Raw genomic sequence first — 15,991 nt, 5'->3', positions numbered from 1 at the left:
CACTCATTTAATCGTTGGCAATTCGTGCAATCCGCCCTTGTTCCAAGTAAACAAGTAGAATCGAAATATCAGCTGGGTTTACTCCGGAAATTCTGGAGGCTTGGGCCAGCGATAATGGTCGAATTTGTTTTAATTTTTGCTTAGCCTCGGTTGCCAATCCCGAAATGGCATCATAATCAATATTTTCGGGGATTTTTTTATCCTCCATTTTCTTCATTCGTTCAACCTGCTGTAATGATTTATCTATATAACCTTCATATTTAATTTGAATTTCGACTTGTTCCTTTACTTCGTCATCTAAATCGACTTCAGATTTTGTGAGTGTTTCCAATAATTCATAAGACATCTCAGGTCGTTTTAATAAATCTGAAGCCCTGATACCGTCTTTTAATTCGCTTCCGCCAATGCTTCTAATTAATTCTTGGACCTCTGGCTTTGGTTTAATGATAACTGAACGAAGTCTTTCAATTTCTGTCTCAATAGCAGCTTTTTTTGCTAGAAAAGCTTGATAACGTTCTTCACTAATTAAACCAATTTTATGACCAATTTCAGTCAATCTTAAATCTGCATTATCATGACGAAGCAACAATCGGTATTCCGCTCTTGAAGTTAATAAACGGTACGGCTCATTAGTTCCCTTTGTAACGAGATCATCGATTAAGACTCCGATATAGGCATCTGAGCGACTTAATATTACCTGATCACGGCCAAGGGCATTTAATCCAGCATTGATCCCAGCCATTAAACCTTGTCCAGCCGCTTCCTCATAACCGGACGTTCCATTTATCTGCCCAGCGGTATAAAGATTTTTAACAATTTTTGTCTCTAAAGTAGGCCAAAGCTGAGTTGGCACAATAGCATCATATTCAATCGCATATCCCGGTCTCATCATTTGTGCATTTTCAAGTCCAGGTACAGTTCTAACAATTTGATGCTGCACATCTTCCGGAAGGCTCGTAGATAAGCCCTGGACATACACTTCTTTCGTATTTCTTCCTTCTGGCTCAAGGAAAATCTGATGGCGCGGCTTGTCATTAAAACGTACCACTTTATCCTCAATTGATGGGCAGTATCGCGGCCCCGTTCCTTTTATCATCCCAGAAAACATCGGTGAACGATGCAAATTTTGATCAATCAATTGATGGGTTCTCTCATTTGTATAAGTTAGCCAGCATGGCAGTTGGTCAGTAATAAATTTAGTCGTTTCATAAGAAAAAGCTCTAGGCACTTCATCGCCAGGCTGGATTTCTGTCTTACTGTAGTCAATGGTATTACTATTTACTCTAGGTGGGGTTCCTGTTTTGAAACGAACTAATTCAAAGCCTAGCTGTTCTAAATGTTCGGATAGCTTGATAGATGGTTGCTGATTGTTCGGTCCACTCGAATATTTTAATTCTCCAATAATAATTTCTCCACGTAAAAAGGTACCAGTTGTGATAACAACGGTTTTTGAGCGGTAAATAGCACCCGTTTTAGTAATAACCCCTTTACATACTCCATCTTCAACAATTAATTGCTCAACCATGCCTTGAATCAATGTCAGATTTTTTTCATCTTCTAGTGTTTTTTTCATTTCATGCTGATAAGCAAACTTATCTGCTTGCGCTCTTAATGCACGGACTGCCGGACCTTTTCCGGTATTCAGCATCCGAATTTGAATTAAAGTTTTGTCTATGTTTTTAGCCATTTCACCACCAAGTGCATCAATTTCGCGGACTACAATCCCCTTTGCTGGTCCGCCAACGGATGGATTGCATGGCATAAAGGCCACCATATCTAAATTGATGGTAATCATTAAAGTTTTAGCGCCAAGTCTTGCCGCCGCAAGGCCAGCCTCACAACCTGCATGACCGGCACCAACGACAATGACGTCATAATTTCCTGCTTCGTATTGCATAATTTCCTCCTTTTTTAGCCCAAATCGGAAGCATTACATCAAACTTTTCCTATTTTCCTAGACAGAATTGCGAGAAGAGCTGGTCGATTAGGCTTTCGTGGACACTATCACCAATAATCTCCCCTAGCAATTCCCATGTTCTTGTTAAATCAATTTGTACAATGTCTATTGGAGTGCCGATTTCCACGCCTTCAATGGCCTCTTCAATTGCCTTTAAGCTCTGGTTTAATAGTGCAATGTGGCGGCTATTAGAGACATAGGTAACGTCCTTTGCTTCAATCGAACCTTCAAAGAATAATGAAGCTATAGCTTCTTCTAGTTCATCCACACCTTGGTCCTCTTTTAGCGAGGTAGTAACCAATTTATAATCACTTGCTAATTCCATTACCCTCTCCAAATCAATTTTCTGAGGAAGATCGGTTTTATTGACAATGACGATGACATCCATTCCTTTAACAGCTTCAAAAAGATTTTCATCCTCTTTTGTCAATTCATCAGAGTAATTTAACACTAGCAAAATTAAATCTGCTTCTTTTAACACCTGACGTGAACGTTCCACGCCAATTCGTTCAACAATATCCTCTGTTTCCCTAATCCCGGCAGTATCTAACAATCTTAGTGGAACACCGCGTACATTGACATATTCTTCAATGACATCACGGGTTGTACCAGGGATATCCGTCACAATCGCCTTATTTTCCTGGACAAGACTGTTTAATAATGAAGATTTCCCTACATTCGGCCGTCCTACAATGACCGTTGATAAACCCTCGCGCAAGATCTTTCCCTGCTGCGATGTCTGTAAAAGTTTCTTTATTTCTTCACGAACATGATTTGCTTTTGGTAACAACATCGTATGGGTCATTTCTTCTACATCATCGTACTCCGGGTAATCAATATTGACCTCAATATGGGCGAGTATTTCCAAGATTTCTTGCCGTAGTCTTTGAATGAGCTTCGAAAGTCGTCCTTCCATTTGTCCTAGTGCCACATTCATTGCCCGGTCTGTTTTAGCACGGATTAAATCCATAACTGCCTCAGCCTGAGATAAATCTATTCGGCCATTTAAAAATGCTCGTTTTGTAAATTCTCCAGGTTCTGCTAGCCTTGCGCCATGATTTAATACCAGCTGAAGCACACGATTCACTGATACAATTCCACCATGGCAATTTATTTCAACTACATCCTCTTTTGTAAAAGTCTTAGGTCCTCTCATTAGAGAGAGCATTACCTCTTCTATCACTTGACCACTATTCGGATCGACCAAATGGCCATAGTGAATAGTATGGGTTGCCATCTCTGATAACTTTTTGCCGCTCTTACTTTTAAATAATTTCTCCGCAATCGGAATCGCTTGATCTCCACTTAAACGGACGATCGCAATTGCTCCTTCGCCCATGGGCGTCGAGATCGCGGCAATTGTATCAAAGTCCATTTTCTTCACCTCACATATAACAATCTATCTATAATAAATGATTTTTTCGTCTCAAAGAAATAGAATACCATAAAAATTCTCCTCTTTGGAGCAAACAAACCTTGACTATCCACAACGAACAAAATTCCTTGTACTATTTTAACTTATCCACATGTGAATAACAATAAAACAAAATACGCAGTAAAAGTTATTCACAGACTGTAATTTCTCTAATAAACTTTCAGGAAGCCAATCTTCCTCGGTTCATTTCACTTTAAGAAAGTACAAAAAAACATCCTATCGATCGATAGGATGTTTAATGTTTCATATCATTTCGTTTTCACTGGAGAGATAACCACATGTCGATGCGGTTCAACTCCATCTGATAAGGTTTTTACTTGTTTATTATCGGCTAAAGCAGTATGAATCACTTTTCTCTCATAGGATGGCATAGGCTCAAGTGCAACATCTTGTCCTGTTTTAATCGCCTTTTGAGCTAAGCGATTCGCTAACTGGATAAGGGTTTCACTTCTTCTGTTTCGATAATCTTCCGCATCCAGTATCACCGTTAAATATTGATCGGAATGGCGATTGATAACCAGCTGTGTTAAATATTGAAGCGAATTTAACGTTTGGCCACGCTTTCCGATCAAAAGAGCAATTTTCTCACCACTTAATATAAAATGCACCTGTTTACCATCACGTTTTACTTCAATTTCAACTGGCGCTCCCATTTGGCTACTTACTTGTTTTAAAAACTTCGTCGCTTCTTCGATCGGATCAAGGCTGAGTGTAACTTTGACTACAGCCGGACGTGAACCAAAAATGCCAAAAATCCCTTTTTTCCCTTCATCGATAATGTGTACTTCTGCGCGGTCTTTCGTCGTTTTTAATTGAGCTAAAGCTGATTTTACTGCTTCTTCGACGGTTTGTCCTGTAGCAGTGACCTGTTTCACTTTTTTGCTCCTCCCGCTTTGCCGGCAGCTTGTGCCTTTAGCTCCGGACCTTTAATAAAATAAGTTTGAACAATCATAAAAATATTACCAATTACCCAATACAATGATAAGGCTGCCGGGAAGTTAAGAGCAAAGATGACAATCATAATCGGCATCATCCAAACCATCATGGCCATTTGTGGATTTTGGTTTGTCGTGCCAGCCATCATCATTTTTTGTTGGATAAAAGTTGTAATACCAGCGATAATTGGCAATAAGAAGAGTGGGTCCTTTTCCCCTAAATCGAACCATAAGAAATTATGCTCGGCAATTTCCCTCGTTCTCATAATCGCATGGTAAAAACCAATTAAAATCGGCATTTGAATTAATAAAGGGAAACAACCAGCCATCGGATTAACCCCATGCTTTTGGAAAAGTGCCATCGTTTCTTGCTGCAGTTTTTGTTGTGTTTTAGCATCTTTAGAACTATATTTTTCACGAAGTGCCTGCAATTCCGGTTGAAGAGCCTGCATGGCTTTTGAACTTTTTGTCTGCTTAATCATCAAAGGCAATATAGCTAACCGAATAAGTATTGTGACAACGATAATCGAAAAGCCAAAACTGCCTCCAAGTAATTCCGCACACTTCACAATGAGCCAAGATAATGGATAAACGATATATTCATTCCAAAACCCGGTACTTTCAGCCGTTATTGGCTTATTTACTTCTGTACAGCCAGCTAAAAGCAGTACTGACATAATCCCAAATATAAGTAATATTCGCTTTTTCAACCAGTTTTTCCTCCTTGCATCTATAATTAAAACTGTTTATGTAAGAATAATTTCAAAAATATTTTAACATGTGATATAGAAACTTGTCTCTTTATAGTAGGAAAATAACTTGTTTTTCATCCTAATTATCGCCTATTTATCTTTCTCTAAAACCTTGCCAACCTTCAGTACATGAGACAGACTTTTTTTTACCTCTGACATATCCATTTCTGCAGCTGGTTTTCTGGCAATAATTACATAGTCATATCCTTGTTTTAGTTGATCCTTGAGTTCAAAAATAGATTGTCGAATATATCTTTTAATTCGATTCCTTGTTACGGCATTCCCCAATTTTTTGCTGACTGATAAGCCGATTCGAAAAGCATCCTGTCCCTCTTTTTCCAATGAATAGACAACAAATTGTCGATTGGCAAACGAACGTCCCTTTTGGAACACCGCTTGAAAGTCTTGATTTTTTTTAATTCTCAACTCTTTTCTCATCTTTAAACACCTTCAGTCGATTTAGAGTCCTACACTTTTTGCTCTAATCAACATTTTTAGCAAACAATCCATATATAACACGTACTAATGCGAAAAAAGACCACTGAGACGTTTCAGTGGTCTAAGCTGATAATACTTTTCTTCCTTTACGACGACGGCGCGCAAGAACTTTACGTCCGTTTGCTGTGCTCATACGTTTACGGAAACCGTGAACTTTGCTATGCTTGCGCTTATTTGGTTGATACGTTCTTTTCATATATGACACCTCCCTAGAGGAATAGCCCTCAATTCATTACAAATTGACAGTCTTATTTATTATAAAGATGTCTGCTTAAAATTGTCAACCTTGTTCCCTCTCATATCTAACTATCAAAGTTTTCCTTTTAGAGAAAATATACTGCTCTTTGATTAACAATTCCCTATGTAAATTCTTCAAAAAATATGTGGATAAAAAATCGACATATTTTTTAATATCCACACAACATATTGACAGGTTTTTCACAAACTATCAACCTGTGGACAATTTTTATTCACACGTTGCGACACTTGTGGATAAACTTTGAAAAACCATTGCGTACCTAACTATTATTTGATATTATATTTGTGTTTTCACTCTTAATAACTTTATTCTAAAATTTCGATATCCACAGAATGTGGATAATGTGTTAGTAAGTTATTCCGAGGTTCTGTAAAAACTTGTCCACAAGTAGTGGATATTGTCGAAACTCCACATTATTTCCTTATTATATGTTTTCCACAATCACTGTTATGCATATTTATAAATTCATAGGTTCTACTCTTTAGATAGTAATATTATTTTAGGATAACTTTTATCGAATAAAATGATTGATAAAAGCAAAACTCCATTAATAATCATATTTTCTAGGGAGTAAAGCGGAAAACACAAAATAGATATTGTTATAGGCTAAAAAAAGGAGGGAAACTAGTTGGAAAATATTGCGGATCTTTGGCATGCAGCACTTGCAAAGATTGAAAAAAAAATAAGCAAGCCCAGTTTTGATACATGGCTAAAATCAACCAAGGCTCATTCCCTTCAAGGTGATCTGCTTGTCATAACAGCCCCAAATGAATTTGCACGTGACTGGCTGGAGGAACGATACTCTAAGCTAATCTCTGGAATTCTTTATGATATTACGGGGGAAGAATTATCTGTAAAATTCATCATTCCGCAAAATCAAAAAGAGGAGGAATTTGATATCCCAACTCCTCCGAAAAAAGTAAAAAAAGATGATGATCACATTGAATTTCCTTCAAATATATTAAATTCAAAATACACATTTGATACATTTGTAATTGGTTCCGGAAACCGTTTTGCCCATGCAGCATCACTTGCTGTAGCCGAAGCACCGGCAAAAGCCTATAATCCGCTCTTTATTTACGGTGGAGTCGGCTTAGGTAAAACACATTTAATGCATGCCATTGGCCACTATGTATTAGATCATAATCCTTCCGCTAAAGTGGTTTATTTATCGTCGGAAAAATTTACAAATGAATTCATTAACTCTATTCGTGACAATCGAGCTGAAAGCTTTCGTAATAAATACCGAAATGTCGATGTCCTGCTAATAGATGATATTCAGTTTTTAGCTGGAAAAGAATCAACACAAGAGGAATTTTTCCATACGTTTAATAGTTTGCATGAAGAAAGCAAACAAATTGTTATTTCTAGTGACCGGCCACCAAGAGAAATTCCTACATTGGAAGACCGCTTGCGATCTAGGTTTGAATGGGGATTAATAACGGATATTACTCCTCCTGACCTTGAAACAAGAATTGCGATTTTAAGAAAAAAAGCAAAAGCAGAAGGTTTAGATATTCCAAACGAAGTGATGCTTTATATTGCTAATCAAATTGATTCCAACATTCGTGAACTTGAAGGAGCTCTTATCCGTGTGGTTGCCTATTCCTCATTAATTAACAAAGATATTAATGCAGATTTAGCAGCTGAAGCACTTAAAGATATTATTCCAAGTTCAAAGCCAAAGGTTATTACCATTCATGATATTCAGAAAGCTGTTGGAGAACTGTTTAATGTGAAACTAGAAGATTTCAAAGCGAAAAAGCGGACAAAGTCGATTGCTTTTCCACGTCAAATTGCCATGTATTTATCTCGTGAATTAACGGATTATTCTTTACCTAAAATAGGAGAAGAATTTGGAGGACGTGATCACACAACAGTCATCCATGCTCATGAAAAAATTTCTAAGCTCCTTCAATCTGATGCCCAACTACAAAAACAATTAAAAGAATTGAATGAGATGTTAAAAATTTAATCATAAAGTGTCTGGCTGCTGTCGACTAGAAGCATAAAGCCACGGCGCTTTTCATTTGTTTAACATGTGAATAACTTTTTTCGATATGTGCACAGTCTGTCCACATGTGGATAGGCTGTCTTTCCGTTAAAAAAAGGAGTTATCCACATGTTAACAACTCCTACTAGTACTTCTACTTTTTTTAAAAAATTATTATATGTATTTCCACTAAAAAATATGCCAAAAACGGAGGATTTAAACATGAAATTTATAATCCAACGAGACCGTCTGGTTCAAAGTGTTCAAGATGTAATGAAGGCTGTCACAACTAGAACAACCATTCCGATCTTAACAGGAATTAAAATTACTACAACAAATGAAGGAGTCACTTTAACTGGTAGTGATTCTGATATATCTATTGAATCATTTATTCCCAAAGAAGAAGAAGGCAATGAAATTGTTGAAATTAAAGAGACTGGATCAATTGTTCTCCAAGCAAAATTTTTTAGTGAAATTGTAAAGAAGCTTCCTACTGATACAGTGGAAATTGAAGTACAAGGTTCACTACAAACAGTGATTCGTTCTGGTAAATCAGAGTTTAACTTGATTGGCCTTGACGCAGAAGAATATCCACACCTACCACAAATAGAAGAAAATAATAAATTCCATATTCCAACGGATTTATTAAAAGCAATGATCCGTCAAACTCATTTTGCAGTATCTACTTCAGAAACTCGACCAATCTTGACAGGTGTAAACTGGAGAATTGAAAATGGAGAATTAACCTGTATTGCAACAGACAGCCACCGTCTTGCCCTCCGAAAGGCAAAAATTGAAGCTGAAAATAACGAATCTTATAACGTAGTCATTCCTGGAAAAAGCTTAAATGAGTTAAGCAAAATTATCGATGATAATAATGAATTAATCGATATTGTCATTACAGAAAATCAAATTCTATTTAAAGCGAAACATTTGCTCTTCTTCTCTAGATTATTAGAAGGAAATTACCCTGATACTTCAAGATTAATTCCGACAGAAAGTAAAACAGACGTAATCGTAAATACGAAGGAATTTCTTCAGGCGATTGATCGTGCATCTCTCCTTGCAAGGGAAGGAAGAAATAATGTCGTTAAGCTTTCTACAATTGATCATGGTATTATCGAAATATCCTCTAATTCACCTGAAATTGGGAAAGTCGTTGAAGAAATTCAAAGTGAGGCAATTGAAGGAGAGGACTTAAAAATATCCTTTAGTGCGAAATATATGATGGATGCTTTAAAAGCTTTGGAAGGAACGGATATCCGGATCAGCTTTACTGGAGCTATGCGTCCATTCCTAATCCGTCCGCTACATGATGATACGATATTACAGCTGATTTTGCCTGTAAGAACCTATTAATTTTAAATAAAATTTATATAAATTTTTTTATATGCCGCCTCACTCTAGGCGGCATTCTTTGCAATTTTATTGTTAATTTTTGAATTAAGGATGAAAATTTAGTAAAATAAAGTATTGAGACTTTACGAGAATTATTAGATGAATGTGGGTGAAAAAGTGCCTGAGAAAATAAAGCTAGATACCGAGTTTATTACATTGGGACAGTTTTTAAAGCTCGCAGATGTGATTCAAACTGGCGGAATGGCCAAATGGTTTTTAAGTGAACATGAAGTGTTCATAAATGGTGAACAGGATCAAAGAAGAGGAAGAAAACTACGTTCCGGAGATATAGTCCAAATTCCTGGCTTTGGGGAGTTTCTGATTACTGACTAATAAAGGACGACTTTACATGTTTATAGAATCACTTGTTTTAAAAAATTACCGGAATTACCCTGAATTGTCGATTGAATTTGAGAATAAAGTTAATGTCATCCTAGGTGAAAATGCTCAAGGAAAAACAAATGTGATGGAGTCGATTTATGTTTTAGCTATGGCCAAATCCCATCGGACTTCAAATGACAAAGATCTCATTCGTTGGGATGAAGATTATGCTAAAATAGAGGGAAGGGTCCAAAAACATCACAGTGCCTTGCCATTAGAATTGGTCATTTCCAAAAAAGGCAAAAAGGCAAAATTAAACCATATTGAACAACAAAAGTTAAGCCAATATGTTGGAAATATGAACGTAGTCATGTTTGCTCCAGAGGATCTCAACCTTGTAAAAGGAAGCCCACAGGTCCGAAGACGATTTATTGATATGGAAATCGGACAGATCTCTCCTGTTTATTTACATGATATGAGTCAATATCAAAAAGTACTACAACAGCGCAATCATTTTTTAAAAATGCTGCAAAGCAAAAGGGAAACAAATCAAACCATGCTTGAGGTTTTAACGGAACAATTTATCCAAATGGCTGTGAAAATTGTTTCAAAAAGATTTGAATTTCTCCAATTACTTGAAAAGTGGGCAAAGCCCATTCATCAAGGAATCTCAAGAGGGTTAGAAACGCTTGAAATAAACTATAAACCGTCTGTTGAGGTATTAGAAGGCCAAGATTTGTCGAAAATGGTAACAAGTTTTATAGAAAAATTTGAAAAGGTTAGATTCAGGGAAATTGAACGTGGGACCACACTTTTTGGCCCCCACCGGGATGATATCGTGTTTCATGTCAATGAAAGAGATGTTCAGACATTTGGATCTCAAGGTCAGCAGCGAACAACAGCACTATCTGTTAAGCTAGCTGAAATTGAATTAATTCATGCGGAAATTGGTGAATACCCAATTCTTCTGTTGGACGATGTATTATCAGAATTAGATGATTATCGCCAATCACACCTATTAAATACGATTCAAGGAAAGGTACAAACCTTTGTTACAACGACTAGTGTTGACGGAATTGATCATCAAACATTAAAAGAAGCCTCTACATTTGTAGTTACATCCGGCAATATTAAGAAAAGTGATTGAGGTGCTATATGTATATTCATATCGGGGAAGATCTTAATATTAGGTTAAAAGATATTATTGCTATACTAGATAAAGATAGCACGGAAAATTCAGAGTCGATGGAAGAATTCTTTCACTATCACCAAAAAGAGGTTATTAACCTGTCCAAAAAAAGAACCAAATCAATTGTGATTACCGTTGATAAGATCTATTTATCCCCGATTGCCTCAGGAACGTTAAAAAAACGTTCCAGCCAAATGTATTTACAAGAATTTTAATATGATTATTTTTTTAAAACTATAGATTCATAAGGCAGAAAGTGCAGGTGAAATAAGTGACAATGGATCAAAAAGCCGTACAGGAACAAGCATATGATGCTAATCAGATACAAGTGTTGGAGGGGCTTGAAGCTGTCCGAAAAAGACCCGGGATGTATATAGGGTCAACAAGCAGTAAAGGTCTCCACCATCTCGTTTGGGAAATTGTAGATAATAGTATTGATGAAGCTCTTGCGGGTTACTGTACCGAAATCAATGTCACAATTGGAGAAGATAACAGCATTACGGTAAAAGATAATGGCCGTGGGATTCCGGTCGGTATCCATGAAAAAATGGGCCGCCCTGCGGTGGAGGTTATCATGACTGTTCTTCATGCCGGCGGTAAATTTGGTGGCGGGGGTTATAAGGTATCTGGAGGACTCCATGGTGTGGGTGCTTCTGTTGTTAATGCTCTCTCTACCTATTTGGAAGTGTTTGTTCATCGTGAGGGAAAAATTCATTATCAAAAATATGAACGGGGAGTTCCAGTTACCGACTTGAAGGTAATCGGAGAGACTGACAAAACGGGGACGATTACTCATTTTAAGCCAGATGGAGAAATCTTTACTGAAACATTAGTATATGATTATGACATTCTTGCTACTCGATTGCGTGAACTTGCTTTCCTTAATCGTGGAATAAAAATTACGATTGAAGATAAAAGAGTGGAAAATAAACATAATGAGTATTATTACGAGGGCGGAATTAAATCCTATGTAGAACACTTAAACCGTACGAAGGAAGTTATCCATGAAGAACCAATCTACATGGAGGGTGAACGGGACGGAATTAGTGTAGAAGTAGCCCTTCAATATAATGATGGCTATACTGATAATATTTATTCTTTTGCCAATAATATTCACACTTATGAGGGCGGTACCCATGAATCAGGCTTTAAAACAGCCTTAACAAGGGTTATTAATGATTATGCCCGCAAAAATGGGCTCATTAAAGAAAATGATTCAAATTTATCAGGTGAAGATGTTCGCGAAGGATTAACGGCAATTGTTTCAATTAAGCACCCAGATCCGCAGTTTGAGGGACAGACTAAGACCAAACTTGGTAATTCTGAAGTTAGAGCCATTACAGACACGATTTTTGCAAGTTCTTTCGAAAAGTTTTTACTAGAAAACCCAACAGTTGCAAGAAAGATCGTTGAAAAAGGTTTAATGGCAGCTCGTGCCCGAATTGCTGCCAAAAAAGCAAGGGAATTAACAAGAAGAAAAAGTGCCTTAGAGGTTTCAAGTTTACCAGGGAAATTAGCCGATTGTACTTCTAAAGACCCTGCTGAAAGCGAATTATATATCGTTGAGGGTGATTCAGCTGGAGGTTCTGCTAAGCAAGGCCGTGATCGCTTATTCCAAGCAATTTTGCCGCTTAGAGGTAAGATTCTCAATGTAGAAAAAGCCCGACTTGACAAGATTCTTTCCAATAATGAAGTAAGAGCTATGATAACTGCTATTGGAACAGGAATTGGTGAAGATTTCGATATTTCTAAAGCACGTTATCATAAAATTGTCATTATGACCGATGCGGATGTTGATGGTGCCCATATTCGGACACTATTATTAACATTCTTCTATCGTTATATGAGAAAAATTATCGAAGCAGGCTATGTCTACATTGCACAGCCGCCACTTTATAAAGTACAACAAGGCAAAAGAGTTGAATATGCCTATAATGAAAAGGACCTGGAACGGATATTTGCTGAATTGCCTAGCCAGCCAAAACCTAATATTCAGCGGTATAAAGGGTTGGGAGAAATGAATCCGGAACAGTTATGGGAAACAACAATGGATCCAGCAAACAGAACGATGTTGCAGGTCAGTCTTGAGGATGCAATTGAGGCCGATGAAACCTTTGATATGCTAATGGGCGAAAAGGTAGAGCCGCGCCGTAATTTTATTGAAGAGAATGCTCAATATGTAAAGAATTTAGATATATAACAAAGGGAAAAAAAGGGTAGAGCTTTCTATCCTCCTTTTTCTTTTTGGTAATCCATAAAGGAGGTACCAAATATGGCTGATACACCAAATTCTCAAATAAAAGAGATTAATATTAGTCAGGAAATGAAGTCTTCCTTCCTTGACTATGCTATGAGTGTTATTGTCTCACGGGCTCTTCCGGACGTTCGTGACGGGTTAAAGCCGGTTCACCGACGTATTCTTTATGCTATGCATGATCTTGGAATACATGCAGACAAACCATATAAAAAGTCAGCCCGTATAGTTGGGGATGTTATCGGTAAATATCACCCTCATGGTGATTCGGCTGTTTATGAAACAATGGTTCGGATGGCCCAAGATTTTAACTATCGGTATATGCTTGTTGACGGTCATGGAAACTTCGGTTCTGTTGACGGTGATGCTGCTGCTGCGATGCGATATACTGAGTCGAGAATGTCCAAAATTTCCATGGAATTATTAAGAGATATTAACAAAGATACAATTGATTATCAAGATAACTATGATGGTGAGGAAAAGGAACCTGTAGTATTGCCAGCAAGATTCCCTAACCTATTAGTAAATGGAACAACTGGAATTGCTGTAGGTATGGCGACTAATATCCCTCCTCACCAGCTCGGCGAAGTAATTGACGCGGTTTTAGCAGTGAGCCGTGATCCTGAGATTACCACACAGGAATTGATGGAGATTATCCCTGGTCCTGACTTTCCTACTGGTGGGATTATCCTTGGACGCAGCGGTATTCGTAAAGCATATGATACTGGCCGTGGCTCCATCACATTAAGAGCCAAGGTGGAAATAGAGCAAAAATCAAATGGTAAAGAAGTTATTATTGTTAAGGAATTACCATATCAAGTCAACAAAGCAAAGCTGATTGAAAAAATTGCTGAGTTAGCCCGTGATAAAAAAATTGATGGAATTACTGATTTACGTGATGAATCCGACCGCAGGGGTATGCGGATTGTTATTGAAGTACGGAAAGATGCAAACGCGAATGTGCTGTTAAATAATTTATACAAACAAACAGCCATGCAAACTAGTTTCGGAATTAACACATTGGCGCTTGTGAATGGTCAGCCGAAAGTGTTAACTCTAAAGCAATGTTTGTTGCATTATTTAGATCATCAAAAGGTTGTTATTCGCAGAAGAACAGAGTTTGAATTGCGTAAGGCGGAAGCGCGCGCACATATTTTGGAAGGTTTGCGTATTGCACTAGACCATTTAGATGCAGTGATAACATTAATCCGTAACTCACAAACGACTGATATTGCACGTGAAGGATTAATGAGAGAATTTAATTTATCAGAAAAACAGGCACAAGCGATCCTTGATATGCGCCTTCAGCGCTTAACCGGATTGGAAAGAGAGAAAATTGAAGAAGAATATCAAAGTCTAGTAAAGTTAATTTCTGAATTAAAAGCGATTCTCGCAGATGAAGAAAAAATTCTCGATATTATCCGTGAAGAACTGCTAGAAATAAAAGAGCGTTATAATGATACACGCCGTACAGAAATTGCCGCAGGAGGAGTTGAAAATATTGAAGATGAGGATTTAATTCCTCGTGAAAATATTGTCATTACTCTAACTCATAACGGCTATATCAAACGTCTTCCTGTTTCCACTTATCGTGCCCAAAAACGAGGTGGACGTGGTGTTCAGGGAATGGGAACAAATGAAGATGACTTTGTTGAACATTTAATCACGACTTCTACCCATGATACAATCTTGTTCTTTACGAATAAAGGAAAAGTATACCGTTCCAAAGGGTATGATATACCTGAATTTAGCCGGACAGCCAAAGGAATTCCGATTATAAATCTACTTGGAATTGAAAAGGGAGAATGGGTTAACGCAATCATACCAGTTGAGGAATTTGTTGATAATTGGTATCTATTCTTTACTACTAAAGATGGGATTTCAAAACGTTCTCCATTGTCATCTTTTGCTCATATCCGTAATAATGGCTTAATTGCTCTAAATCTTCGTGAAGGTGATGAATTAATATCTGTTCGCTTAACAGATGGAAATAAGGATATCATTATTGGAACTAAAAAAGGTATGCTGATTCGCTTTGCTGAAACAGAAGTTCGCTCCATGGGCCGTACGGCTACGGGAGTCAAGGGGATTACTCTTGACAGTGATGATGAAGTTGTTGGCATGGAAGTATTAGAAGAAAATAATGATATACTAATTGTTACGAAAAATGGATATGGAAAACGGACCCCTGCTTCTGAATATCGGATTCAAGGAAGAGGGGGCAAAGGAATAAAAACATGCCATATAACTGAGAAAAATGGAGAGCTTGTATCTGTACGTACGGTAACGGGCGAAGAAGATTTAATGCTCATTACCACAAGTGGTGTGTTAATCCGTATTGATGTTGCGGGAATTTCTCAATTAGGCCGAAACACTCAAGGTGTGAAGCTTATTACCCTGAAGGAAAGTGAAAATGAATCTGTCGCGACAGTAGCTAAGGTAGAAAAGGAAGAGAAGGAAGAAGATCAAGAAAACACAAGTGACCAATAATATTGAAAACCGCAGTATTTCCGAGGGTGGAGAGCTTATTTGAAAGGAGCACTTTAAGTGTTCCTTTTTTTATAAGATTAGAAAAGTAACTCATCGACTTGAAAATGGTTATACAAGTGGCTTAGCGGTGAGACGTCAGCCCTTGGCTTCTCACCATATAATTTTTTAAATTGAATGTAATTGTTTTCCTTTATTTGAGTTGGAAAGTACTATATGAAGGGCAGCAAAAGTGTTTGTTTAATTTTAATAAAAAAAATGAAAAAAGTATGTTGACTTCCACTAGAAACGGTGATATATTAATAGAGTCGCTTCTGAGCGATAAAAAAATTGATCTTTGAAAACTAAACAACCAAAAACGTCAATAAATCACAACATTCGTTTCTATCGAAACGAAGCCAACGTTAATTTTATGAGCTAATCAACTTTTTTGGAGAGTTTGATCCTGGCTCAGGACGAACGCTGGCGGCGTGCCTAATACATGCAAGTCGAGCGGACCAATAGAAGCTTGCT

Annotated in this window: 13 protein-coding genes and 1 rRNA gene; 8 read left to right on the top strand and 6 right to left on the bottom strand. The window is 37.4% G+C overall.

Annotation, left to right across the window (positions count from 1 at the left end):
- Nucleotides 1-7: 7 nt before the first annotated feature.
- The 6 genes from mnmG to rpmH form a co-directional block, all read right to left on the bottom strand.
- Entirely contained in the window at nt 8-1,897 is a 1,890-nt protein-coding gene (mnmG, locus tag G4Z05_RS11250) for a tRNA uridine-5-carboxymethylaminomethyl(34) synthesis enzyme MnmG (protein WP_163251977.1), read from the bottom strand.
- A gap of 49 nt (nt 1,898-1,946) precedes the next feature.
- Nucleotides 1,947-3,332, bottom strand: a complete 1,386-nt coding sequence (gene mnmE / locus G4Z05_RS11245) for a tRNA uridine-5-carboxymethylaminomethyl(34) synthesis GTPase MnmE (protein ID WP_163251976.1) — start codon at nt 3,330-3,332, stop codon at nt 1,947-1,949.
- A gap of 308 nt (nt 3,333-3,640) precedes the next feature.
- On the bottom strand, nt 3,641-4,267 hold the full coding sequence (jag, locus tag G4Z05_RS11240) for an RNA-binding cell elongation regulator Jag/EloR (RefSeq protein WP_163251975.1): 627 nt from the start codon (nt 4,265-4,267) through the stop codon (nt 3,641-3,643).
- A complete protein-coding gene (gene spoIIIJ / locus G4Z05_RS11235) occupies nt 4,264-5,004 on the bottom strand; it encodes a YidC family membrane integrase SpoIIIJ (protein ID WP_374718396.1) in 741 nt (246 codons plus the stop codon). The genes jag and spoIIIJ overlap by 4 nt, the downstream gene beginning before the upstream one ends.
- A gap of 165 nt (nt 5,005-5,169) precedes the next feature.
- Nucleotides 5,170-5,517 carry a ribonuclease P protein component gene (gene rnpA / locus G4Z05_RS11230; protein ID WP_163251974.1) on the bottom strand — a complete coding sequence of 116 codons (348 nt, stop codon included), beginning with the start codon at nt 5,515-5,517 and terminating at the stop codon, nt 5,170-5,172.
- Between the two features lie 121 nt (nt 5,518-5,638).
- Nucleotides 5,639-5,773, bottom strand: a complete 135-nt coding sequence (gene rpmH, locus G4Z05_RS11225; RefSeq protein ID WP_038538161.1) for a 50S ribosomal protein L34 — start codon at nt 5,771-5,773, stop codon at nt 5,639-5,641.
- Nucleotides 5,774-6,464: 691 nt separating this feature from the next.
- Here rpmH and dnaA point away from each other — a divergent pair.
- The 8 genes from dnaA to G4Z05_RS11185 all read left to right on the top strand — a co-directional run.
- The gene (gene dnaA / locus G4Z05_RS11220) at nt 6,465-7,811 is read left to right on the top strand and encodes a chromosomal replication initiator protein DnaA (RefSeq protein ID WP_038538164.1); all 1,347 of its coding nucleotides are present in this window, start codon (nt 6,465-6,467) and stop codon (nt 7,809-7,811) included.
- A gap of 240 nt (nt 7,812-8,051) precedes the next feature.
- On the top strand, nt 8,052-9,188 hold the full coding sequence (gene dnaN, locus G4Z05_RS11215) for a DNA polymerase III subunit beta (RefSeq protein WP_163251973.1): 1,137 nt from the start codon (nt 8,052-8,054) through the stop codon (nt 9,186-9,188).
- A 138-nt stretch (nt 9,189-9,326) separates the two neighbouring features.
- Nucleotides 9,327-9,560 (top strand): S4 domain-containing protein YaaA, encoded by a 234-nt coding sequence (gene yaaA / locus G4Z05_RS11210; RefSeq protein ID WP_205597531.1) that lies wholly within the window; start codon nt 9,327-9,329, stop codon nt 9,558-9,560.
- A gap of 16 nt (nt 9,561-9,576) precedes the next feature.
- Nucleotides 9,577-10,695, top strand: a complete 1,119-nt coding sequence (gene recF / locus G4Z05_RS11205; RefSeq protein ID WP_163251972.1) for a DNA replication/repair protein RecF — start codon at nt 9,577-9,579, stop codon at nt 10,693-10,695.
- An 8-nt stretch (nt 10,696-10,703) separates the two neighbouring features.
- Nucleotides 10,704-10,952: an extracellular matrix regulator RemB gene (gene remB, locus G4Z05_RS11200; RefSeq protein WP_163251971.1), complete on the top strand. Its 249-nt coding sequence runs from the start codon at nt 10,704-10,706 to the stop codon at nt 10,950-10,952.
- A 62-nt stretch (nt 10,953-11,014) separates the two neighbouring features.
- Entirely contained in the window at nt 11,015-12,937 is a 1,923-nt protein-coding gene (gyrB, locus tag G4Z05_RS11195) for a DNA topoisomerase (ATP-hydrolyzing) subunit B (protein WP_163252025.1), read from the top strand.
- Between the two features lie 72 nt (nt 12,938-13,009).
- Nucleotides 13,010-15,481 carry a DNA gyrase subunit A gene (gyrA, locus tag G4Z05_RS11190; protein WP_038538182.1) on the top strand — a complete coding sequence of 824 codons (2,472 nt, stop codon included), beginning with the start codon at nt 13,010-13,012 and terminating at the stop codon, nt 15,479-15,481.
- Nucleotides 15,482-15,905: 424 nt separating this feature from the next.
- A 16S ribosomal RNA gene (locus G4Z05_RS11185) occupies nt 15,906-15,991 on the top strand; the annotation flags it as partial.

It is taken from the genome of Neobacillus thermocopriae (assembly GCF_010975035.1).
In the GTDB taxonomy this organism is placed as follows: Bacteria; Bacillota; Bacilli; order Bacillales; family Cytobacillaceae; genus Neobacillus; species Neobacillus thermocopriae.
Note: the sequence above shows the minus strand (reverse complement) of the source record. Positions and strands in the feature narration are given on the sequence as shown.